Raw genomic sequence first — 21,885 nt, 5'->3', positions numbered from 1 at the left:
CCGATACGATATCGGAAGGGCCGTCGACTATGCTGCGTATCTCGGATCTTGTGCAGGTCTATTCCAGCGGCACGCGTGCCCTGGACCATGTTTCGCTTGATATCCCCCGGGGGATGTTCGGACTGCTCGGCCCGAACGGTGCGGGCAAATCCACCCTGATGCGCACCATCGCGACCTTGCAGGCTCCGACATCGGGCAGCGTGACGTTCGACGGGATCGACGTGCTGCGCGAGCCGGAGCGCCTGCGGGAGACGCTTGGCTATCTTCCTCAGGATTTCGGCGTCTATCCCCGCGTTTCGGCCTATGACCTGCTGGACCATCTGGCGGTGCTGAAAGGGATTACCGACAGGGGAGAACGGCGCGAGACGGTCGAGACGCTGCTGCATCAGGTCAATCTTTGGGCCGTCCGTAAGAAGGCGGTTGCCGGTTTTTCGGGCGGGATGCGTCAGCGGTTCGGCATCGCGCAGGCGCTGATCGGGCAGCCTTCGCTCATCATCGTCGACGAGCCGACGGCGGGGCTCGACCCGGAGGAGCGCAATCGCTTCCTCAACCTGCTGGTGGAAGTGGGCGAGCAGGTGGTGATCATTCTCTCGACGCATATCGTCGAGGATGTCGCCGATCTGTGCCCCCGCATGGCGGTGCTGGCGGGCGGGCGCATTCTGCTGGAAGGCGCGCCGCTGGACCTGATCGAGAAGAGCCGGGGGCGCCTGTGGCGCAAGGTGATCCCGCGCGAGGCGCTGGAGCAGTACCAGCGGGACTACCGTGTGATCGCCGTGCGTCTGTTTGCCGGCCGGACCATCATCCATATCGAGGCGGAGAGCGATCCGGGGGCCGGTTTCGAGCCGATGGAGGGGAGTCTTGAGGATGTCTATTTCCGGACGCTCGACAATGCGCGCCGGGCGGCCTGATCCATGCTCGGACGTATTGCGCGGTTCGAGATCCGCTACCAGACGCGCGGCCCGGCTTTCTGGGTCTGCGCGCTGATCTTCCTGACGCTGACCTTTCTCTGCACCACCGTTTCGGCCATCCAGATCGGCAGCGGCGGCAATGTGCACAAGAATGCGCCCTATGCCGTTGCGCAGATGGAGCAGGTGTTCTCGGTCTTCTCGCTGTTCGTCTGCGCGGCGATTGCGGCCAATGCCGTGATCCGCGACGAGGAGACGGGCTTCGGCCAGATTCTCTACGCCACGCGGCTGCGGCGCCTGCCTTATATTTTCGGTCGTTTCCTTGGCGTCTTCGTGACCTGCTGCCTCGTGTTTCTCGCGGTGCCGCTGGGTGTGTTCCTGGGGTCGTTCATGCCGTGGGTGGACCCGGACACGCTTGGCCCGGTCCATGGGCTGGCCAATCTCAAGGCCTATGGGCTGCTCGCGATTCCGAACCTGTTCCTGATCAGCGCCATGATGTTCGCGGCCGCGACGCTGACGCGCTCCATGATGGGGTCGTATATCGTCGCGGTGTCGCTGATGGTCGTCTGGACCATTGCCGGCACCATGATCGGCAAGCTGCCGCGCCTTGAGGAAACATTCGGTTATCTCGAACCGTTCGGCTTCGGGGCGGTCGACCTGGCGACGCGGTACTGGACGGCGGTGGAGCGCAACACGCTCGCGCCGCCCCTGACGCCGATGCTGCTATGGAATCGTGTGCTCTGGTGCGGCATCGCGGTCGGGCTTCTGGCCCTTGCGGGCAGCCTGTTCAGCTTCACGCGCCGGCAGGGACGGTTCGCGCGCCGGCGGGCGGAGGGGCCTGCCGAGGTGCCGCCCGTGTTCGACCCCCGTGCCCTGCCGCGCCCGCGTTTCGACGCGCACACGCGGCGCGTGCAGTATGTCATGCGCCTGCGCTTCGAGGTGCGGCAGGTGTTGCGCAGCCCGGCCTATATCGTGCTGCTGCTGCTGGGCATCGTGAACACGGTGGGTGGGCTGGTCGATCTCGACGAGATGTATGGCACGCCCGTCTGGCCGGTGACGCGCGTCATGATCCAGCATCTGATCGGCGCGTTCACGATGATTCCGTTCATCATGGCGGCGTTCTATGCGGGCGAGGTGGTCTGGCGCGAGCAGGACCGCAAGATGCATGAACTGATCGGTGCCGCGCCGCTGCCTGGATGGATCTTTGTCCTGAGCAAGGTGCCGGCCATCGCCATCGTGCTGTTCACGACGCTGCTGGTGGGCGTGGCGGTCGGTGTGGTCTACCAGCTTGCGCATGGCTACACGCATCTGGAGCTTGGGCACTATCTGCTCTGGTTCGTGCTGCCCGGCACCGTTTCGGTGCTGCTGACCGCGATCCTGGCCGTGTTCTTTCAGGTTCTCGCGCCGCAGAAATTCGTCGGCTGGGGGCTGATGTTCCTCTACATGGTGCTGCGGCTGATCGGCGGCACGCTGGGTCTGGACGACATCCTCTACAATTACGGGCGCACGCCGGGCATGCCGCTTTCCGACATGAACGGGGTGGGCACGTTCTGGAAGGGGCTGGTGGTCAGCGACCTTTACTGGGCGTGCTGCGCGGTCATCCTTGTCGTGCTGTGCCATGTGCTGTGGCGGCGCGGCGCGACCATGACGCTGCGGGCGCGGCTGGCGGCGCTGCCGTCGCGCATCCGGGGGGTACCGGCGGCGATCGGCGGTGCGGCGCTGGTATGTTTCGCGGGGCTGGGGGCCTTCATCTTCGTCAATACCCATATCTGGAACGAATATCGGACACCCAACCAGCGTGACCGCTACATGGCGGATTACGAGAAGGCGCTGCTGGCGTACGAGCATGTGCCGCAGCCCGACGTGACGGCGCTGCGCTTCGCTATCGATATCCATCCCGACGGTCCGGCGATGACGGTGAGCGGACATTATGTGCTGACCAACCATCAGGCGGTGCCGCTCGATCATGTGCATGTGCGGATGGAAACGCGCCAGACAAAGCTGATCGACCTGAAGATCGACGGGGCGACGCTGGAGCGCGACTATCCGAAATTCCATTACCGCATTTACCGACTGGCCCGGCCGCTTGCGCCGGGCGAGACCATTGGACTGGATTTCCGCACCGAGCGCGGGCAGCGCGGATTTGCCAATTCGGCCGATACCGGTCTTGGCATCTTTCCGAACGGCACGTTCGTCAACAAGGACGATTTCGCGCCGTCCATCGGCATGACCCGTGACGGGCTGCTTCAGGACCGCGTCAAGCGCCGCAAATACGGGCTGGTGCCGGAACTGCGCATGGCGAAGCTGGAGGACCGGGCGGCGCAGGCGCAGAACTATATCCATGCGGGCTGGACGACGGCGGACATTACGGTGACGACCGATGCCGACCAGACGCCGATCGCGCCCGGGGACCGCGTTTCCGACGTGACGCATGACGGGCGGCGTACGGCGCATTTCGTTACTTCCGCTCCGGTGCTCGACTTCTTCGCTGTGCAGTCGGCGCGCTATGCCGAGCGGCATGCGCTCTATGACGGGCCGAACGGCAAGGTGGATCTGACGGTCTATTACGACCCGCATCATCCGTGGAACGTCGATCGGATGCTGGGCGGCTTCAAGGCCGGGCTGAAATATGACGAGCCGAATTTCGGCCCGTATCAGTTTCATTATGCGCGTATCCTGGAATTTCCGGCCTATTCCGCCTTCGCGCAGGCTTTTGCCGGGACGATTCCGTATTCGGAAGGGATCGGGTTTATCGCCAACCTCTCGAACCCCGACAATATCGACTATGTGACCTATGTGACGGCACACGAACTGGGCCACCAATGGTGGGCGCATCAGGTCGTGGGCGCGGACATGCAGGGTTCGACCATGCTCTCGGAGACGCTGGCGCAATATTCGGCGCTGATGGCGATGCGGGAACTCTATGGGCCGGACAAGATCCGGCGCTTCCTGAAATACGAGCTGGACCGGTATCTGCGTGCGCGCGGCACGGAGCGGCTGGAGGAGGAGCCGCTTGAGCGGGTCGAGAACCAGCAATACATCCATTACCGCAAGGGTTCGGTCGTGATGTACCTGCTTCAGGATCGGCTCGGGGTGGATCGGGTGAATGCCGGGCTGCGCCAGCTTCTGGCCGATTATCGCTTCAAGGATGCGCCATGGCCGCGCTCGCTGGATCTGGTCGGCGATTTCCGTGCGCAGGCCGGACAGAAGGGGGATGGCGATGCCGCCGGGCAGCAACTGATTACCGACCTGTTCGAGAAGATCACGCTCTACGATCTGCGCACTGTCTCCAGCACCGCGACGAAGCGGGCCGATGGCCGGTTCGACGTGGAACTGAAGGTTTCGGCGAAGAAGCTTTATGCCGATGGCAAGGGCAACGAGACGGAAACGCCGATGAACGAGCCGGTCGATATCGGCCTGTTCACCGCCATGCCGGGTGAAGCGGCCTTCGACCGGAAGAACATCGTGCTGATGCAGCGCACGCCGATCAGGACCGGCGAGAACACGCTGCACTTCACGGTGGATCGCGCACCGTCCTTCGCGGGTGTCGATCCTTATGTGGAAATGGTCGATCGCAATCCTGATGACAATGTCAGGGGGGTGGCGGGGCCGTAAGGGCCGCCTTGCGCGCGGCGGGGGCGCAGCCGAGGGGATGTTGCCTGTCGTCTATGAGGCTGGTCGTGCTGCGCGATGCCGGGCACGACCAGTAACCCGACGGTCGCGCCCCTCAAGGCATCGTGTGCCAGCGTCAGCGACGGTAGCGGGGTGACAACCGACATGGCGGTGCCGGGCATGGCGGCGTGGCGCGCCCGGCATCGCAGTTCCCGGGATCGTCGGTCGGTGGGGGGCGGGCCGGAGTGGTTCACGCAACGGCCGGATGACGCCTCCCACTGCATGATAGCGCAACGCATGGACCTGCCGCCGGAAGGGGCCGTCGGCGGTAATGTGTTCGAGAATGTCCGCATGACGCTCGACGGTCCTTATGCCCGTGCGGCGGCCTGGAATGGGCATCTGGGACGATCGGGCGGCTGGAAGATTCCCTTGGCGCGATTTGCGCAATACAGGAGTGTTATGGCGATGCGCGGCATTCGCCGCCCGTGCGGCCCAGGGCTCTGGCCAGACTCGCGGATTGCGCGTAGTTTCCGGCGGATTGCGGGCGGGGCGGCCAGTCCTGAATGCTGGATGAGGCCGGTGTGGATATTTGGCTGAAGCGGGCCGGCAATGATATAGATCAAATGAATGCTTTGTTTTATTATTTAAAACATCTTGCACATTTTGTAATGTGAAAGTAGGCATTCAGGCGGCTTCATGAGGGGGTCGTTGCGCATGTGTCCTGGTTGGTTCCCTTGGGGGTAACCGATCCGGTGGGCGTGTCCCTCTTTGTTTTCGGATAATGATCGGACGTTTTGTGCCGATGGAGACATCATGCGATCCGGGGGGGCGCGTGATGCGTGATGACAGGCGAAGGAACGGGAGCGGGTCTTTTCCTCTCGGTTCTTGAAAGAAATCATCTGAATTATTCAATGATGGGGCGTGAGCCGTTGGCCGACGGGTTCGAGACGAAGGGGCGCGAATTTTTTCTGCGCATGCTTGACGACATGCCGGTGGCGGTCATGACGGTGGAACCGGAATCGCTGCTGATCGACTATGTCAACAACATGTCCATTGCGCTGATCCGGCGGATCGAGCATCTGCTGCCGATCCGCGCCGATGAGCTGATCGGCACCTCGATCGACGTGTTCCATCGCTCTCCGGGCTATCAGCGGCATCTTCTGTCCGACCCGAGCAATCTGCCGCACAGCGCCCGCATCCGCCTGGGGAGCGAGGTGCTGGACCTCAAGGTTTCGGCCATCAACGACCAGGAGGGTCGTTATATCGCGCCCATGCTGACCTGGGCGCTGGTGACGAAAGAGGTCGAGGCGGAAAAGCGCATCGGCTATCTGGCGCATCATGACGCGCTGACCGGACTGCCCAACAGGCTGATGTTCCGCAGGACGTTGGAAGAACGGCTGGCGACGCCGGATGCGTGCTTCGGGCTGCTCTATGTCGATCTGGATGGTTTCAAGCTGGTCAACGACACGCGGGGGCACCAGGTGGGCGATGCCCTGCTGCGGCAGGTCGCCGACCGGCTCAGGACGTTATGCGATGATCCGGCGGTGACGCTGACGCGGCTGGGCGGCGACGAGTTCGCGATCCTGACGCCCCATGACGCGGAGCGGCCTGCCAGGCTGCATGCCGAACGGATCGCGGCGGCGCTGGGCCGGCCTTTCGACCTGGAGCACGACTACAGAATCCAGATCGGGGCTTCGATTGGCATCGCACTGGTGCCGGAGCATGGTGTGGAGCCCGAGATCCTGCTGGCGCGGGCCGACATGGCGCTTTATGCGGCAAAGGACGACGGCAAGGGAATCGCCAGGCAGTTTTCACGCCATCTGGAATTCCGTGCCCAGGAACGGACGCGGCTGGAGGAAAGCCTGTACGCCGCTTTGCAGGCCCGGCAGCATCTGTTCGTTTTCTATCAGCCGATCGTCGATCTCTATTCGGGATGCGTCACGGCGCGGGAGGCTCTGGTGCGTTGGCACCATCCCGAACGCGGCTGGATTTCGCCCGCCGAGTTCGTGTCGGTGGCCGAGCAGTGCGGCCTGATCGACCCGTTGGGCGAATTCGTCCTGGACCGGGCCTGCCGCAGCGCCATGCAGTGGGAGGATGGGGCGCATGTCGCCGTCAACATCTCGGCCATTCAGTTGGGCAGGGAAACGCTGGTGCCGGCCGTTGCGGCGGCGCTCGCGGCGTCCGGCCTGCCGGCGGAGCGGCTGGACATCGAAGTGACCGAGACGGCGCTGCTGGGCGACGAGCAGGGCGGTATCCAGGACCTGCTGGCCCTGCGCAGGATGGGGGTCGGCATTTCGCTGGACGATTTCGGGACCGGCTATTCGTCGCTGGCCCATCTGCGGGCCTTTCCGTTCGACAAGATCAAGATCGACGGGTCCTTCGTCCGGGATGCGCTGGCGCGCCCGGAATGTGCTGCCGTAGTCAGGGTCATTGCCGACCTGGGTCAGCGCCTGGGCGTGCGGACCGTGGCGGAGGGGGTGGAGACCGAGGACCAGCTTGCCCTGGTGCGCCGGGAAGGATGCGTCGAGGTGCAGGGCTATCTTCACGGTCGCCCCATGCCGGCGGCGGACGATATCGAACGGGTGTCGCGTCTCGACCCGGAACTTGTCGTCCGATGACGGGGCGATGGGACGACATGCGGGATGGGGGCGTCATGCGCTAGCGGGTTTCCTGGAGAGCAGGAGCATTTCTCGTTTGGTGGAGGGAAGGGCGCGCGGGCGTGCCTTCCGTCAATAATTCGGATTGAAATTCACATGAGTGCTCATCCTGAAGCAAAGAAGACCCCCCGCCAGAACAGGGCGGATATCGAAAAGCTCAAGCGAACCCTGAACTTTATGGAGATGGCGGAGACGAATTGCCAGGCGATCCGCGAGGTCGGGGACGTGATCGAACGCGAACTGCCTGAAGCCCTTGACCGGCTTTATGCCCGGATTCGCAAAGTGCCAGAAATTTACAATCTTTTCTCGTCTGAAGATGAGATCGAACGGGCAAAGCGGGCGCAGCGGAACCACTGGAAGAGCATTTCGGCTGCCGAACTGGGCGCCGAATATGCCGCCCGCGTGCATGCGATCGGCACCGTCCATGCCCGCATCGGCCTGGAACCGGCCTGGTATATCGGCGGCTATGCCATTATCGTCGATCATCTCGTCCATGCCATCGTCAACCATTTCCAGCCGGGGCGATCGCTATTTCCGGGGCATTCCGCACAGGCGGCCGAGCAGATGGCGGATACGATCGCCAGCCTGTGCAAGGCGGTGTTCCTTGAAATGGACCTGACGATTTCCGTCTATCTGGAAGAGGCGGAGCGGGCCCGTGAGGTGGCCCGGGAAGAGGCCATCAGGAAAGAGCAGGAACTGGTCGCGGGCAGTTTCGGCGCCGTTATTGGCCGGATCGCCGAGCGTGACCTGTCAGGGCGGGTGCGTGACGACCTGCCGCCTGCCTATCTGACGTTGCGCGAGAACCTCAATAGCGCCATGGGGGCCCTGAGCGGCACGCTGGGCGCGGTGCTTGACACCACCCAGGCCATCGACCGCGCCGCCGCCGAGATCAGCCGCGCCGCCCACGACATGGCCGGGCGCACCGAGCGCCAGGCTGCGTCGGTGGAGCGGACCGCCGCGACGGTCGAGCAGGTCAGCGCCACTGTGTCCGAGACGGCGACGCGGGTTGCTGAGGCGGAGGATTTCGTCGTGCAGTGCGGGGACGTGACCGGGCGTTTCGGCGGGATGATCGAGCGGGTGCAGAGCACGATGGGCGATATCGCGGCCTCTTCGGACGCCATCGCCCTGATTACCGACGTGATGGACGGCATTGCCACCCGCACCAACCTGCTGGCCCTGAACACCGCCATCGAGGCCGCGCGCGCCGGCGAGGCGGGGAACAGCTTCAAGATTCTGGCGAAGGAGATTCGGGATCTAGCGACGCGGGCCGCCGAGGCTTCGAAGGAAGTCAGGGGGCTGGTGAAGACCTCGCGGGTCCAGGTTGCGACCGGCGTGACCGCGATGGGTGAGGCGACTGCTGCGATCGGCAGCATCATCGCCGGGGTCAACGAGATCGGCAGCCATCTGAAGGATATCGCCGTTGCGGCGCGGGAACAGGCCGCGGCCTTGCAGGACATCAACGGCGCCGTCGCGACGATCGACCAGGGCACCCGCCAGAACGCGGCGATGGCGGAACAGACCTCGGCCGCGAGTTCGGCGATGGCGGAGCAGGCGGCCGGCCTGAAGGTGCAGCTTTCGGGGTTCCGGCTTGGCCGGCAGACCGGTGCGGCGCCGGCACCTGTCCGGCTCGCGCAGGCCGGCGCGCGCTATGCGGACGTGGGGTAACGGCTGACCGACTGATCGCGGACTGAGAGTACCTCGCCCAGGCGCACCAGGTCGGCTAGGGAGCGGGCGCCCATTTTTTGCATGACATGGGCGCGGTGGAGCTTGATCGCCGGCAGGCTGAGGGACAGGTGGCCGGCGATCTGCTTGTTCATCAGTCCGGCCACGACCAGCGCCATGACCTGGCGCTCGCGATCGGACAGGGTGTCGTAGCGTTGGCGGATGTCCGCCGGGCAGGGATTGTCGCCCTGTGTGCCCGACCAGTGAGCGAACGCGCGGGAGACGGCGGCGAGGAGGGCTTCGTCGTCCAGGGGCTTGGCGAGGAAGTCGATCGCGCCCGCGCGCATGCCCCTGACGGCCATGGGAATATCGCCGTGGCCCGTCATGATGATGACGGGAATGCCGAGGCCGGCTTCGGTGAGTGTGGCCTGGAATGCCAGGCCGTCGACCGTGCCGAGCCTGACATCGAGGATCAGGCAGCAGGGGCCGGCCGGACGGGCCGCGCGGAGAAACTCTTGCGGGTCGGCATGGGCGGTGACGGTGTGGCCGGCCGAGCGCAGCAGGCTGTCCAGCGAGGCGCGTATGCCGGCGTCATCGTCGATCACGATGACATGGCCGGCCGGCTGCGGTGGTGTGTCGTGCGTCATGAGGTGATCTCCAGCACCGGCAGCCGTACCGTGACGACGGCACCGCGTGGGGTTGCGTTTCGGGCCTCGATCGTGCCGCCATGGGAAAGGGCGATGTTGCGGCAGATCGCCAGCCCCATGCCCATGCCCGATGCCCTGGTGGTGATGAAGGGCGCGAAGAGGTGATCGGGATCGAGATGCTGGAATCCCGGCCCTGAATCCTGGATTTGCAGGCGGATCGTCCGGTGCTTCGTGTCGTCTTCGGCCAGGGTCAAGGTGATGAGCCTCCGGTGATCGGTCATCGTCTCAAGCGCCTGGATGGCATTCAGCATTACGTTCATGACGATCTGCTGGATGGCGATCCGGTCGCCGATGATGGCCGGAAGATTCGGTGCGGCATGGCGGCGCACGTCGATGCCACGTGTGGCCAGTTCGGAGCGCAGCAGCAGGAGTGTGTCTTCGATCAGGGAGGGGAGGTCCAGCCGGGCATGGGCGAGCGGGGCCTTGCGCGTGAGATCGCGGACGCGGCTGATGATGGCGGCGGCGCGGCTGCTACTGGCCCGGATCTGTTCGAAGCAGGCGATGGCCTCTTGGAGATCGGGCCGGTCGCGGCGGAGCCAGCGGCCGCCCGATTGCGCGAAGGTGCCGATGGCCGACAGGGGCTGGTTGACCTCGTGTGCGATCGAGACCGTGAGGTGCCCCAGCGTGGCGATGCGGTCGGCATGTGCCAGCAGGCGGGCCTGTTCGGCCAGCGCGTCCGTGGCCTGCCGGTTGCGGGCGGCCAGAATCGTGACGACGACGGTGGCGATGAGGCTCAATGCCAGGCGGGCATACTGGCCGTCGAAGGGCTCGCCGAAATGGAGGATCGTGAAGGATGTGCATTCCAGCATGACGCACACGCCACCCACGATGTGCAGCCTGCGCGGCGTGCAGCGGTCGGCGACCAGTACGACGACCAGCACATACAGGACGCCGAACGCATCATGGGAGGGAAACAGGGTAATCGCGAAGATGAAGACCGACATGATGGCTGCGATGAGCCAGTACCAGCGCCCCATGGCTCAGGAGAGTCCTCCGGCTCGGCCGCTCTCGTTTTCCAACGCCTTTCCGGTCAGCCGGCGTCTGGTGCCGGGGGGCGTATCCATGCGGCGCTTTATGTGAAACAGAATGTCACGGTGTATCATAACATTTCTGAAAGAAATTGGAAACCTATACCTAAGTCTATGATTTTTATGGCGCTTATGCAATTGTGAGTGATTCTCATTTGTGTTTTTAAGGCACCACCTAACCGTGGTTGCGAGAATGAGAGAAATGTCCAGTCCACTGATCCGCCGCCGTGTTCATCCTGCGCCGCTGATGGCGGGATTTGCGCTTCTCTGTTCCGGATTGCATGTCGGTTCGGCCGAAGCCGGTACCGATGGCGAGACGGCGGCAAATGCGAAACATCATCGCCATGCCGGCCGCAGGGCGCATGCCGGGAACCCTCATGCCGCCGGAAAGACGTCGGTGGAGGGCCATCAGGCGACCGAGGCCGCGCCGCCGCGCGCCGACGGGGTGGTGCCGGCACGGCCGCTGAACGGCCAACCGCTCGATCAGGTGGGGCGGAGCGCCACGGCGGAAGAGCATGTGACGGTCGTCGGCAGCCGCATGAACATCCTGCATGAGGATATCGGCCTGAGCCGCATGCCGCAGGATGTGATGCATACGGCCCAGACCGTCAATGTCGTGCCCAAGCTGCTGATGGAGCAGCAGAACGTGAAGTCACTGGAGGAGGCGCTGCGCAACGTGCCCGGCATTACCGCCTCGGTCGGCGAGGGGGAAGGTGGGATGAGCGGCGATCAGTTCCTGATTCGCGGCTTTCAGGCGCAGAACGATATCTATGAAGACGGGCTGAGGGATTTCGGCGTCTATAGCCGCGACAGTTTCGATTACGACCATGTTTCGGTCATCAAGGGGCCGTCGTCGGAAGTGTTCGGCAACGGTACCACGGGCGGCGCCATCAACATGGTGACCAAGATGCCGCATCTGGGGAACAGCTATGGCGGACAGTTCGGGGGCGGTTCGGCCTCCTATTACCGTGGCACGCTGGATGTGAACCAGCAGATCGGCGAATCCACCGCCGTGCGGATTGCCGCCATGGGCAATGAGAATGACGAAGTGGGCCGCGATGCCGTGTATTCGCATCGGTGGGGCATTGCGCCGTCCATCGCGTTCGGACTGGGCAAGCCGACGACGCTGACGATCGAGTATTTTCACCAGACCGACAACCGGATTCCCGATTACGGCGTGCCGCTGCTGAAGAAACCGGGGACGAGCGTTTCGCGCCCTGCGACGGCGTTCGGCCTGAATCGCAGCAACTGGTATGGCACGCAGTACGATCAGGATGCCACGAATGTGGACATGCTGTCGGCGCATCTGAAGCACGAGATGAACAGCCATATCTCGTTTTATGACGATCTGCGCGGCGGGATGTACGAACGCTATTATTCGGCATCGCAGCCTGGGTGCGATGCGACGTGCAATACGAATTATTTCACCGATCCGTCGGCGGCGATGGTGAACCGGCGCGGTCATCTGGGTGGACCGGAGCCCTATCAGCAGAATGACTGGTCGGTGCAGAATGTCTTCTCCACCATTGCGAAATTCAATACCGGCGCGTTGCGGCACCAGATCATCGCCGGGTGGGACGTGGCGCATATCTATGACCGGCGCATCAACTATGCCTTCAATTACAACGGGCAGAACGGCACGCAGAAGGACCTGACCAGCCTGATCAGCCCGACGAACAATGTGCCGGGCCTGCTGCTGGGCGGGAAAGGCCAGTATAGCTACGATCTGGTGAATATCGGCGGGGTCGGGCGGGCTCTGTACAAGACGGGCTCTGCGACCGATGTGGGGGCGTTCTTCTCGGACCAGATCTGGTTTACGCCGAAATTCTCGGCGCGCGCCGGGTTCCGCTGGGACCATTGGGACAGCCATTACGCTGCCAATGAGGGGATGGTCGGCGACGGGGTTGCCTATGGGCAGAACCAGGATACGTACAATCCGACCGTCAACCTGATGTATACGCCCGACGACAATACGATGCTCTATTTCAACTGGGCGAAATCGACGACGCCGCTTGGGCTTTACGTGACGAACAGTTCCGAGCCGCTGAAGGCCTCGACCGAGGGCTTCAAGCCCGAAACCAGCAGCCTTTATGAAGTCGGGGCGAAATATAACGCTTTCCGCGGGCGGATGGGCTTTACCGTTTCGGCGTTTCGTCTGGAAAAGGGCAATTCGCTGCTGACGGACCCTTCAACAGGCGATGTGAGTTCGTCGAGCGACCGGCAGCGGAACCAGGGGTTCGAACTCAGCGCGTCGGGCGAGATCCTGAAGAACTGGAACGTGATCGCGACCTATGCCTATTACGATGCGACGACCCTTGCATCGCAGACGGCAGCGAATGTGGGCAAGCGCATCCAGTATGCGCCGAAGAATTCGGCGACCTTCTGGACCACCTATACCGCCGGGGCGAATACGCCGTGGAACGTGACGTTCGGTGGCGGACTGACCTGGCGGCAGGGCGTGTGGCTGGATGCCGCCAACACTGCGCGGGCTCCGTCGACCGTGGAGTGGGATGCCATGATCTCGCACAGCTTCCTCAAGCACTGGCGTGTGCAGATGAATGGATACAACCTTGCCAATCGCCTGAATTACTCCAACCTGTTCAGCGATCGGATGACGCCTTCGACGGGACGCGCTTTCCTGTTCAATCTTTCGGCGACTTACTGACGAAAAATTACGGACCTTGCCGTGTGGGTGGGGTCCGCAAGGTTTCCAGGGCTTCCGACAGGGCGTGGCGGGTCGTGGCCATGTCGGTGTCGTCATGCGGCGTGCCCAGATACATCAGCCCCCGTGGCAGGGCGTAGATGCCGCGTTGGAGCAGGGCGTCCGTCAGGCGGGCGGTTTCTGCCCGGTCCACCTGCGTCAGGTCGCTGATGCAGGTCAGCCCCTTCGTTCCGACAAAGAGTTGCACGGCCGAGCCGACAGCCTGGGCGCAGGCCGCGACGCCTGCCCGCATGGCCTGCGTGTTGACATGGGCGCATAGTTCGGCGGCCATGGCATCCAGCCTCGGGTAGAGCGTTGTCGCGTGCGTACGCAGATGGGAGATGGCTGCGAATCCGGCGGCGAGGGACAGCGGATTGCCGTTGAAGGTGCCGCGATGCAGCAGGCGCCCGGTCGCGACGTCGTGCATGATGTCGCGGCGCCCCGTCACCGCGCCGATCGGCAGGCCGCCGCCCAGCACCTTTCCCAGTACCGTCAGGTCCGGCAGGACGCCGTAGCGTTGCTGGGCGCCCCCGAGCCCGAGGCGGAAACCGGTGATGACCTCGTCGAATATCAGGACGATGCCGTGTTGGCGTGTCATTGTCCTCACGGCGTCCAGGAAGCCCGGCGGCGGAGCGAAGCAGCCGGGATTGATCGCTGCGGGCTCGAGGATGACGGCAGCGAAGCTGCTGTCGAGCGCGGCCAGTTGCGCGGCGTCGCCCCAGTCGAACAGCACGACGTTCGCCGATGCGGCCGGGTCCTGGCCGATGGTGCAGGGGCCGTCATTGTCCGGTGCGCCTGCGACGTGCACATTGTCGATCCAGCCGTGATAGTTGGCGCGGAACTTTGCGATCCTGAGCCGCCCGGTGGCGGCGCGGGCGATGCGCAGCGCGAGTTGCACGGCCTCGGTGCCGGTCGTGACGAAGGCCGTCTGTTCGGCTGTGGGCACGCAGTCCGCCAGCAGGTCCGCCAGCGCGGCCTCGCCCCGGTGGACCGTTGCCGTGCGCAGGCCGCGGGCCATTTCCCGCGTGACCGCCGCCTGCACGCAATCGGGTGTATGACCCAGCAGGAGCGGACCGTAGCCGAGGGTGAAGTCGATATAGCGGTTGCCGTCCAGATCGGTCAGGTGAACACCCTGTGCTTCCTCGATCACCACCGGCACCGGGCTCTGCCGTCCGCGTGGAGTGGAAGAGACGCCGAAAGGCAGGTGGGTGCACGCGGCCGCGCGATAGGCGCGCGAACGGGTGTAGTCGGGGGCGGGCATCAGGGAGTCTCCGCCCGCACGGGGCAGGCGCTGAGGTAAGCGGCGACGTCGTCGGTGGGAATGACGTCGGCATATTTACAGTTGAGGTCGAACAGGTTGATCGCGTGGCTGGCCTCGAACCGGTCGAAGGCGGTTTCTTCGGGGATGATGGTCTTGAAATTGTAGGAATAGGCATCGACAGCCGTGGCGCGCAGGCATCCCGACGTCGTGCAGCCGGTCAGGATCAGCGTATCGACGTCGAGGAAATTGAGCTGGCTCATGAACAGCGTGCCGAAGAAGCAGGACGGCTTGCGCTTGCCGATCAGATAATCCTGGGGGCGGGGAGCCAGCGGGGCGACGACGCGCGTGGCATGGGTGCCCTCGATGACCGTTTTTTCGTGCCCGCGATGATTCTTGCCGACCTGAACGCCGGAATCGCGCAGGTCGGCACGGCGTGCGCTTTCGGTATAGAAGATCGGCAGGTTCTTCTCGCGCGCCAGCAGCAGGAGGCGTTCGATGTGCGCCACCGCCGCCCACGCTTCCGGCCCGCAATGGGTGCGATAGGTCCTGAGTCCGTCCAGGATGTCCTCCGGCCCGTCGCCGCAGAAATTATACTGCACGTCGATGATGAACAGGGCCGGACGGGAGCCGAAGCCCCCGCGTTTTCCGTAGCCCGAGGCGGCATAGACCTGGCGGTCCCGTTCCGTCAGGAACCGGTCCCATAGGCGTGGTCTTTCATCCATGGTGGGTACTCCGTGATCGTTGCGATGCGTGCCGCGTCAGCGCCGCACGAAAGGATTGGGGATTTCGGCGGTGGTGGAGATCCACACGCTCTTGGTTTCGAGATATTCCATCATGCCTGCGATGCCGCCCTCGCGTCCGACGCCGCTCATGCCGAAGCCGCCGAAGGGCGAGGTGGTGCTGGTGGAACGGTAATTGTTCACCCACACCGTTCCCGCCCGCAGTCGTTCGGACATCAGAATTCCGCGTCGCAGGGATTCGGTCCACACACCTGCCGCCAGGCCGAATTCGGTATCGTTCGCGATTCGGATTGCATCTTCCTCGTCACGGAAGCGCAGAACGCTGAGGACGGGGCCGAAGACTTCCTCGCGCGCGATGCGCATGTCGTTGGTCACGTCGGCAAAGATCGTGGGTTCGAAGAACAGTCCGTTGGGGAAGCCGGGAACCGCGCGGGGTTTGCCGCCGGCGACCAGGCGCGCGCCGTCCTGCTGCGCGATGTCGACATAGGAACGGACTTTCTCGAACTGCGGCCGGGTGGAAATGGGCGCGATCTGGGTCGCCGGGTCGGCGGGGGAGCCGAAACGGACATCGCGAATGAAATCGACCAGGCGCTCGAGGAACGCATCGTGGATGCTGTCCTGCAGCAGCAGGCGCGAGCCTGCCACGCAGGTCTGGCCGGAGGCGGCGAAAATGCCAGCAACCGCCCCCTTGACCGCCTGGTCCATATCCGCGTCGGCGAAGACGATATTGGGAGATTTGCCGCCCAGTTCGAGCGTCACGCGCTTCATGTGCCGTGCCGCCTTCTCGGCGATGATGCGGCCGGCTTCCGGGCCACCGGTGACGGCGATGCGCTGGATGCCGGGATGGCAGACCAGGGCGTCGCCCGTCACGGCGCCGCGACCGGTGACCACATTGACCACGCCCGGCGGAAAGCCTGCCAGTTCCACAAGCTTAACGAATTCCAGCAGCGAGGCCGACGTGAATTCGGACGGCTTGAGGACCACCGTCGCGCCCGCCGCCAGGGCCGGCGCCAGCTTGAGGCTGGTCAGTGGCAGGGGCGAGTTCCATGGCATGATGCAGGCGACCACGCCGCAGGGTGCGTATGTCGTGAAATTGAAGATACCGGGCTTGTCTGATGGAATCACGGAGCCGCCGACCTTGTCCGCCAGTCCGCCGTAATAATAGTAGTATTGCGCCATGTAGCGCATCTGCATGGAGAGTTCGGCGATCAGCTTGCCGTTGTCCTGGAGTTCGACCCTGGCCAGCCAGTCGGCGTTCTGTTCGATCAGGTCGCCCAGACGGCGCAGCAGGGCGCCGCGCGCGGTCGGCCGCATGGTGGCCCAGGGGCCGGTGGTGAAGGCGGCCGTGGCCGCGCGGACCGCGCGGTCGACATCCGATGCGGTGCCGTCGGGCACGCGTGCCCAGACGGTGCCCGTGACCGGGTTGTCGGAATCGATCCAGCCCTCGCCATCGGAATCGACGAACGCGCCGTCGATATACTGGCGGTAGACGAAGCACCCATCCTCGGCGCGAGGGGTGGGCGCCAGACGGGAATCGGTCGGAGTGACATCGACAAGCAGCGCGCTCATGCTGGTTTTTCCTGCTCCGTTCAGGGTGTTTGACTTCATATGTATTATGTGTATGACATTAAGTCATGAACCGCAAGCGACATCGTTTCGGTTGCGGCACCCATGGAGCATGAAAAGAGACGCCATGACAGGAAACACCGCTCGATGAACGGTAAGGTCATCATCTGCGGCGCGGGACCGGTGGGTCTCGTCACGGCGCTGCGTCTGGCCCGCGCAGGCGTTTCGGTCTGCGTTCTCGAAAAGCGGGAGACGATCAATGTCGCGTCCAAGGCGTCGACATTCCATCCGCCGACCCTTGATATCCTTGACCGGCTGGGGTTGCTCGAACCGGTGCGCGGGCGGACGCGCGTGGTGCGGGCCGCCCAGTACCGTACGGTCGCGGGACCGTTCGCGCGCTTTCCGTTCGAGATGCTTGCCGACCTGACCGAGCATCCGTATCGCGTGCATGTCGAACAGGCCGAAATCGCGCGGGCGGCGCTGGACGCACTGGAGAGGCTGCCCCATGTGCGCCTGCTGTTCGGTGCCGACGTGCTGTCGGTCGAGAGCGCGGATGGCGCCGCTTGCGTGCGGTATTGGCATGATGGCCGCGAGCAGGCGCTGGAGGCGGATTTCGTGCTGGTGGCCAACGGGGCGGGCAGCGCCCTGCGCGAGCAGATGGGCATCGGGTTCGATGGCAAGGTCTATCCCGGCGAAGTGCTGCGTGTGATCACCCGTGCGCCGATGGCCGATTTCATTCCTGGTCTGGACGGCGTGACCTATCTGTTCGACGGCAATCGTTCGATCAGCCTGCTTGAAATGCATGATTGCTGGCGCGTCATCCTGCGTCCGTCCGATGCGGCGCTGGATGAGACGCGGCGTGATCGGGCCTGGGTCGAAGCCGTGCTGCGCGATGTGCTGCCGGCGGCCATCGCGGCGCCGCCGGTCGATGGCTGGGACCTGTATCGCGCATCGCGGCGCATTGCCTCGCGCTATGCGGTGGGTCGTGCCGTCCTGATCGGGGATGCGGCCCATGTGACGAATACGCGCGGCGGGATGAACATGAATTGCGGCATGCATGACGGGTGCGTGATTGCCAATGCGGTCCTGCGTGCACTGGAGAGCGGCGACGTGGCGCCGGTTCTGGCGGCAGCCGAACGGCGGCACAGGGTAGGCAGCACGCTGCTGGCGGAACGGACCGACCGCAGCGTGGGTGACCTGTCGCACTGGGCCGAGCGCGTGCGCGCGATCGCGGCCGACCCGCGGGAGGCGCGGGCATTCCTCGTCGAGACCTCGATGCTCGACATGATCGACCGGGAGGATATCGATGCGATCTGAGACTCTGGCTGCCGCGCAGCGCGCGGGGTTGACCGATCTGGAGGGGATGCCGCGGCTGGGTGTTCTCGTGCCGCCGGCCAATCCGACGGTCGAGCCCGAACTGGCGCGCCTGCTGCTGCCGGCCGGCAAGCTGTACGCAGCGCGCTTTCCGGTGATGCCGGATACCACGCTGGACGAGCGTAACGCGCGCTATATCGATCTGTATGGTCCGACCCTGGGACAGATGGCGGGACTGTCGCTGAACGCGGCGGTGGTGGGACTGACCGGGCCGAGCTATCGCCTGCTGCCGGACGGGGACCGGGCATTGTCGGAGCGTCTGGGGACGGAGGCGATGAAGGTGGCGACGGCCAGTCACGCCATCGGTTGTCTGCTGGAGGCGCTGGGCGTGCGGCGGCTGGCCCTGGTCTCGCCTTACCAGAAGGCGTTGACGGCGCAGGCCGTGGCCTATTGGGAGGCGGCCGGCCATGACGTGGTGCAGGTGGTGAGCCTGTCGGAAACGTTCCGTGCCTACGAGATGGGTACGGCGGACGTCCAGCGTGGGCTGGATGGCATTTCGGGCGAGGCGCAGGCGGTCGTCATCAGCGGGACCGGCCTGCTGACGTTGCCGGCGATTCTGGCGGCGCGGCAGGCGGGGAGCGTGCCGGTCCTGTCGTCGAACATCGCCTGCGCGTGGTGGCTGCGCCGGGCGGCCGGCGTGCGCGTGTCCGCGCCGGTGCTGGAGGCCGTTCTGCCGGAGGTGGCGTGACCGCGGCCGCCATCCTGCCCCCGGAGGGGCGGTGGGCGTGGAGGATGGATGGATCACGCGTGTCGTTCCGTGCTTCATTGCGGGGCAAACCGACGCGAGTTCCCAGAATTTTCATGGCTGCCAAGAAACCGACCGTCCAGACCGCCCTGCGCGATATCGAGCCCCTGTCGCAACAATCGCTGATTCCCCTGCATCATCGTGTCTACGTCGTGCTGTATCGCAAGCTCATGGAGGGCAGTTTCCAGCCGGATGAGCCCATGCCGACGGAGGCGGAACTGTCCGAGGTCTTCGGCGTGTCGCGCATTACGCTGCGCACGGCGATGAAGCGGCTGGAAAGCGAGGGGCTGATCCGCCGCCTGCGTGGGCGCGGGACCTTTCCGCTCGCGGCCCCGATCCGGGCGGCCATGCAGTCGACTGCGGTACGGCGCAATCAGGTCTCGCTGGCCTTCAAGACCCAGGTGCGGATCGTCGGTTATGAAACCGTCGATGCGTCGCCGGTCATGGCTGAACAGCTTGGCGTGCCGGTCGATGCGCCGTTGCTGCGGATCGAGCGCGTGCGCTCGGACACGCGTTCCGCGATATCGCATTCCGTCTGTCTGCTGCCTGCGGAGTTCGCCCGTTTCCTGCCGCGCCGGCAATTGGGGACGCTGCCGGTTTCCGCCGCGCTGGAAGCCGCGGGCGTGGAACTGCACGATTTCGACGAGCACCTCAACGCCTGTGCGGCCGATGCGACGGCGGCCGAGGCGCTGGGGGTGGATATCGGCACGCCGCTGCTGTCCATGCTGCGAATCGCGCGGGATGCCGCCGGGCGTGTCGTGGAGCGGCTGATGGTGGTGTACCGCCCGGACCGGTACGAATATTTCCTTTCCTATTCGGCGGAAAGCCTGCGGCAGGGCGAGCATGCGCTGCATCTGAGCGTGCGCGATCTGGCCCCGCCCGCGGCGGGAACGGAATGAGCGCCGCGCCTTCCGGCCGCCTGCGCGGCGAACTCGGCCTGGCCGACGTGGTGGCCCAGGCTGCCTCGGGCGTCGGGCCGATCTATTCGGCGATCGTCTTCGTGCCGCTGGTGACTGTGGGGGCTTCGGGCTTCGGCGCGGGCGGGGCGGTGCCGCTGTGCATTCTGATCGCCGCGTTTCTGCTGATGGCCGTTGCCCGTGTCTTTGCGGGTTTCGCGCGGCAGGTCCGCACGCCGGGATCGTTGTACGATTACCTCAAGCTTTCTCTCGGGCGTCGGGCGGGCACCGTGTTCGGGCTGCTGTTCTATGCCTGTGCGATTGCGGCCTTCGTCAACGGTACGCTGACTTTCGGCGGGCTGGCGGCCACGATGGCCGACCATCTGACCGGCCATGTGCTGCCATGGTGGCTGGGGGCGCTGGGTGGGCTGGCACTGGTGGCGCTGTCGGTTTCCCGCGGCATCACGATGGCGGTGCATCTGCAGCTTGCCATCAGCGTCGTGTCGATCGGTGCCGTCGGGCTGTTCTCCGCCTGGGTTCTGGTGCAGTCGCCGCATCTTCCGGCGGTGGCGCAGGCGGGGCTGCTGCCGTCGGCGCAGGGGCACGGGCTGGCCGGTGTCATGATGGGGCTGAGCTTCGCCTTTTTCATGTATGGCGGTTTCGAGGGGGCGGCGAGTCTGGCCGAGGAATGCCGCAACCCGACGCGGGCCATTCCGCGCGCCATGATCCTGACGATCTGGGTCAATGCGGCCTTCTACCTGCTGACGGCCTTTGCGGCCCTGGCCGAGTTCGGTGCCGACGCGGGGCGCCTGGGCGGACAGGAGATGCCGCTGCTGGCCCTGGCGGCGGACCCACGCTACGGCGGGCCGGCGATCGAGGGCATTCTGATGACGATGACCCTTGCCGACGTACTGGCGATGATTACGGCCGGTAGCATCGCCATCGCGCGCGGGTTGCTGTGCCTGGCGCGCGACGGGGTGCTGCCTGCCGCCTTTGCCCGCACCAGCAACGGGCGCGGGGTGCCGGTGCTGCCCAATCTGGTCCTGCTGGGTGGAACGGCGGCGCTGGTGGCCGTGATCCGCATTGCGATGGGGCCGATACCGGGACAGGAATCCTATATGGGGTGGTTCATCTGGATCGGCACATTCGCCAGCCTGAACCTGCTGATCGCCTGGTGTGCGACCTGCATCGGTGGATTCGTGATGGGGCGGCGACCGGGGGGAAGCGGCGAGATGCGGTTCTGCGCGGCGATCGGCACGGTCGCGACCCTGGCGGTAATCGGGGTTACGCTTGGTCTGCTGGAAGGATCGGAGCGGCTGGTGCCGCTGGTGAGTGTGCTGCTGGCGCTGGTCGGATGGTGGGCGATGCGTCCAGCGCGGTCATGAGGTTGGCGCGCGCCTTTTCGATATGCTGCTCCATCAGCGAGCGGGCCAGGTCGGCGTCGCGCGAGCGGATGGCGCGCAGGATCTGCCAATGCTCCTGGTATGCGACGCTCTTGCGTTCCGGCCGGGCGCCGGACCAGCGGCGATAGAGCCGGAGCAGCGGATAGAGATCGCCGCCCAGGACCGCCGAGATGCGCGGGCTGCGCGCATGCTCGATCAACTGGAGGTGAAAGTCGAAATCGTCGGGGGGGATGTCGGGATCGCCCAGGTCGCGGCGACGCGCCTGTTCGAGCGCGGCCAGCAGGCTGGTGATTGCGGACTCGTCCATGCGGGTGGCGGCCAGGGCGCAGGCGCGGCCTTCCAGTGCGACGCGCATGTCGAACAGGTCGTCTACCGCTGCCCTGTCCAGCAATGCCACGCGTGCGCGGGCGAAAGGCTCGCGGGTGACCAGGCCGATGCCCTGCAGGCGGCGTATCGCCTCGCGCACCGGGCCGCGGCTGACGCCGAACTGACGGGCCAGGGTCGCTTCGCCCAGCGTGGCGCCGGGGGCGATCCCGCCCGAATGGATCAGGGCCAGGATGTCACGAAACAGCGCTTCGCCCAGCGAGCGGGCGCTGTCGTCTTCCTCCTGACCGTCCATGACATGCTC

16 protein-coding genes are annotated in these 21,885 nt (G+C 65.0%); 10 read left to right on the top strand and 6 right to left on the bottom strand.

What is annotated here, in order from left to right:
* Positions 1 to 29: 29 nt before the first annotated feature.
* The 5 genes from C7453_RS13575 (at position 30) to C7453_RS13555 (ending at position 8,839) form a co-directional block, all read left to right on the top strand.
* Positions 30 to 908: an ABC transporter ATP-binding protein gene (locus C7453_RS13575; protein WP_114728095.1), complete on the top strand. Its 879-nt coding sequence runs from the start codon at positions 30 to 32 to the stop codon at positions 906 to 908.
* A 3-nt stretch (positions 909 to 911) separates the two neighbouring features.
* On the top strand, positions 912 to 4,520 hold the full coding sequence (locus tag C7453_RS13570; RefSeq protein ID WP_114728094.1) for an ABC transporter permease/M1 family aminopeptidase: 3,609 nt from the start codon (positions 912 to 914) through the stop codon (positions 4,518 to 4,520).
* A gap of 75 nt (positions 4,521 to 4,595) precedes the next feature.
* Positions 4,596 to 5,114, top strand: coding sequence for a hypothetical protein (locus C7453_RS18730; RefSeq protein WP_141288981.1), 519 nt, complete (start codon positions 4,596 to 4,598; stop codon positions 5,112 to 5,114).
* Between the two features lie 314 nt (positions 5,115 to 5,428).
* Positions 5,429 to 7,135, top strand: coding sequence for a putative bifunctional diguanylate cyclase/phosphodiesterase (locus C7453_RS13560; protein WP_245949036.1), 1,707 nt, complete (start codon positions 5,429 to 5,431; stop codon positions 7,133 to 7,135).
* A gap of 135 nt (positions 7,136 to 7,270) precedes the next feature.
* Complete coding sequence (locus C7453_RS13555) at positions 7,271 to 8,839, top strand: globin-coupled sensor protein (RefSeq protein WP_170143223.1); 1,569 nt, start codon at positions 7,271 to 7,273, stop codon at positions 8,837 to 8,839.
* Here C7453_RS13555 and C7453_RS13550 read toward each other — a convergent pair.
* Both C7453_RS13550 and C7453_RS13545 read right to left on the bottom strand, forming a co-directional pair.
* A complete protein-coding gene (locus C7453_RS13550; protein WP_114728090.1) occupies positions 8,821 to 9,483 on the bottom strand; it encodes a response regulator transcription factor in 663 nt (220 codons plus the stop codon). The genes C7453_RS13555 and C7453_RS13550 overlap by 19 nt on opposite strands.
* Positions 9,480 to 10,520 (bottom strand): sensor histidine kinase, encoded by a 1,041-nt coding sequence (locus C7453_RS13545; protein ID WP_114728089.1) that lies wholly within the window; start codon positions 10,518 to 10,520, stop codon positions 9,480 to 9,482. The genes C7453_RS13550 and C7453_RS13545 overlap by 4 nt, the downstream gene beginning before the upstream one ends.
* 253 nt (positions 10,521 to 10,773) lie before the next feature.
* Between C7453_RS13545 and C7453_RS13540 the strand changes: the two genes are divergently transcribed.
* Complete coding sequence (locus C7453_RS13540; protein WP_114728088.1) at positions 10,774 to 13,236, top strand: TonB-dependent receptor; 2,463 nt, start codon at positions 10,774 to 10,776, stop codon at positions 13,234 to 13,236.
* A 7-nt stretch (positions 13,237 to 13,243) separates the two neighbouring features.
* Here C7453_RS13540 and C7453_RS13535 read toward each other — a convergent pair whose 3' ends face one another.
* The 3 genes from C7453_RS13535 to C7453_RS13525 are packed head-to-tail and all read right to left on the bottom strand — an operon-like array spanning position 13,244 to position 16,842.
* Positions 13,244 to 14,533: an aspartate aminotransferase family protein gene (locus tag C7453_RS13535; protein ID WP_114728087.1), complete on the bottom strand. Its 1,290-nt coding sequence runs from the start codon at positions 14,531 to 14,533 to the stop codon at positions 13,244 to 13,246.
* Positions 14,533 to 15,255, bottom strand: coding sequence for an isochorismatase family protein (locus C7453_RS13530; protein ID WP_114728086.1), 723 nt, complete (start codon positions 15,253 to 15,255; stop codon positions 14,533 to 14,535). The genes C7453_RS13535 and C7453_RS13530 overlap by 1 nt, the downstream gene beginning before the upstream one ends.
* Before the next feature lie 36 nt (positions 15,256 to 15,291).
* The gene (locus tag C7453_RS13525) at positions 15,292 to 16,842 is read right to left on the bottom strand and encodes an aldehyde dehydrogenase (protein WP_114728085.1); all 1,551 of its coding nucleotides are present in this window, start codon (positions 16,840 to 16,842) and stop codon (positions 15,292 to 15,294) included.
* Between the two features lie 144 nt (positions 16,843 to 16,986).
* Between C7453_RS13525 and C7453_RS13520 the strand changes: the two genes are divergently transcribed.
* The 4 genes from C7453_RS13520 to C7453_RS13505 all read left to right on the top strand — a co-directional run bounded on the left by C7453_RS13520 (position 16,987) and on the right by C7453_RS13505 (position 21,239).
* Positions 16,987 to 18,156 carry an FAD-dependent oxidoreductase gene (locus tag C7453_RS13520; RefSeq protein WP_170143222.1) on the top strand — a complete coding sequence of 390 codons (1,170 nt, stop codon included), beginning with the start codon at positions 16,987 to 16,989 and terminating at the stop codon, positions 18,154 to 18,156.
* On the top strand, positions 18,146 to 18,901 hold the full coding sequence (locus C7453_RS13515) for a maleate cis-trans isomerase family protein (RefSeq protein ID WP_114728083.1): 756 nt from the start codon (positions 18,146 to 18,148) through the stop codon (positions 18,899 to 18,901). The genes C7453_RS13520 and C7453_RS13515 overlap by 11 nt, the downstream gene beginning before the upstream one ends.
* A gap of 113 nt (positions 18,902 to 19,014) precedes the next feature.
* Positions 19,015 to 19,857, top strand: a complete 843-nt coding sequence (locus tag C7453_RS13510; protein WP_170143221.1) for a GntR family transcriptional regulator — start codon at positions 19,015 to 19,017, stop codon at positions 19,855 to 19,857.
* Positions 19,854 to 21,239, top strand: coding sequence for an APC family permease (locus C7453_RS13505; RefSeq protein ID WP_114728081.1), 1,386 nt, complete (start codon positions 19,854 to 19,856; stop codon positions 21,237 to 21,239). Before C7453_RS13510 ends, C7453_RS13505 begins: the two co-directional genes overlap by 4 nt.
* Here C7453_RS13505 and C7453_RS13500 read toward each other — a convergent pair.
* Positions 21,139 to 21,876: a GntR family transcriptional regulator gene (locus C7453_RS13500; RefSeq protein WP_114728080.1), complete on the bottom strand. Its 738-nt coding sequence runs from the start codon at positions 21,874 to 21,876 to the stop codon at positions 21,139 to 21,141. The genes C7453_RS13505 and C7453_RS13500 overlap by 101 nt on opposite strands.
* Between the last annotated feature and the right edge of the window lie 9 nt (positions 21,877 to 21,885).

Origin of the sequence: Gluconacetobacter liquefaciens (assembly GCF_003350405.1) — a bacterium.
In the GTDB taxonomy this organism is placed as follows: domain Bacteria; phylum Pseudomonadota; class Alphaproteobacteria; order Acetobacterales; family Acetobacteraceae; genus Gluconacetobacter; species Gluconacetobacter liquefaciens.
This window is presented reverse-complemented; position numbering and strand designations above follow the sequence as displayed.

Excerpts from the sequence above, each read along its gene's own strand:
- C7453_RS13575 (WP_114728095.1), top strand. The coding sequence starts at position 30 with ATGCTGCGTATCTCGGATCTTGTGCAGGTCTATTCCAGCGGCACGCGT.
- C7453_RS13570 (WP_114728094.1), top strand. The coding sequence starts at position 912 with ATGCTCGGACGTATTGCGCGGTTCGAGATCCGCTACCAGACGCGCGGC.
- C7453_RS18730 (WP_141288981.1), top strand. The coding sequence starts at position 4,596 with ATGCCGGGCACGACCAGTAACCCGACGGTCGCGCCCCTCAAGGCATCG.
- C7453_RS13560 (WP_245949036.1), top strand. The coding sequence starts at position 5,429 with ATGATGGGGCGTGAGCCGTTGGCCGACGGGTTCGAGACGAAGGGGCGC.
- C7453_RS13555 (WP_170143223.1), top strand. The coding sequence starts at position 7,271 with ATGAGTGCTCATCCTGAAGCAAAGAAGACCCCCCGCCAGAACAGGGCG.
- C7453_RS13550 (WP_114728090.1), bottom strand. The coding sequence starts at position 9,483 with ATGACGCACGACACACCACCGCAGCCGGCCGGCCATGTCATCGTGATC.
- C7453_RS13545 (WP_114728089.1), bottom strand. The coding sequence starts at position 10,520 with ATGGGGCGCTGGTACTGGCTCATCGCAGCCATCATGTCGGTCTTCATC.
- C7453_RS13540 (WP_114728088.1), top strand. The coding sequence starts at position 10,774 with ATGTCCAGTCCACTGATCCGCCGCCGTGTTCATCCTGCGCCGCTGATG.
- C7453_RS13535 (WP_114728087.1), bottom strand. The coding sequence starts at position 14,533 with ATGCCCGCCCCCGACTACACCCGTTCGCGCGCCTATCGCGCGGCCGCG.
- C7453_RS13530 (WP_114728086.1), bottom strand. The coding sequence starts at position 15,255 with ATGGATGAAAGACCACGCCTATGGGACCGGTTCCTGACGGAACGGGAC.
- C7453_RS13525 (WP_114728085.1), bottom strand. The coding sequence starts at position 16,842 with ATGAGCGCGCTGCTTGTCGATGTCACTCCGACCGATTCCCGTCTGGCG.
- C7453_RS13520 (WP_170143222.1), top strand. The coding sequence starts at position 16,987 with ATGAACGGTAAGGTCATCATCTGCGGCGCGGGACCGGTGGGTCTCGTC.
- C7453_RS13515 (WP_114728083.1), top strand. The coding sequence starts at position 18,146 with ATGCGATCTGAGACTCTGGCTGCCGCGCAGCGCGCGGGGTTGACCGAT.
- C7453_RS13510 (WP_170143221.1), top strand. The coding sequence starts at position 19,015 with ATGGCTGCCAAGAAACCGACCGTCCAGACCGCCCTGCGCGATATCGAG.
- C7453_RS13505 (WP_114728081.1), top strand. The coding sequence starts at position 19,854 with ATGAGCGCCGCGCCTTCCGGCCGCCTGCGCGGCGAACTCGGCCTGGCC.
- C7453_RS13500 (WP_114728080.1), bottom strand. The coding sequence starts at position 21,876 with ATGGACGGTCAGGAGGAAGACGACAGCGCCCGCTCGCTGGGCGAAGCG.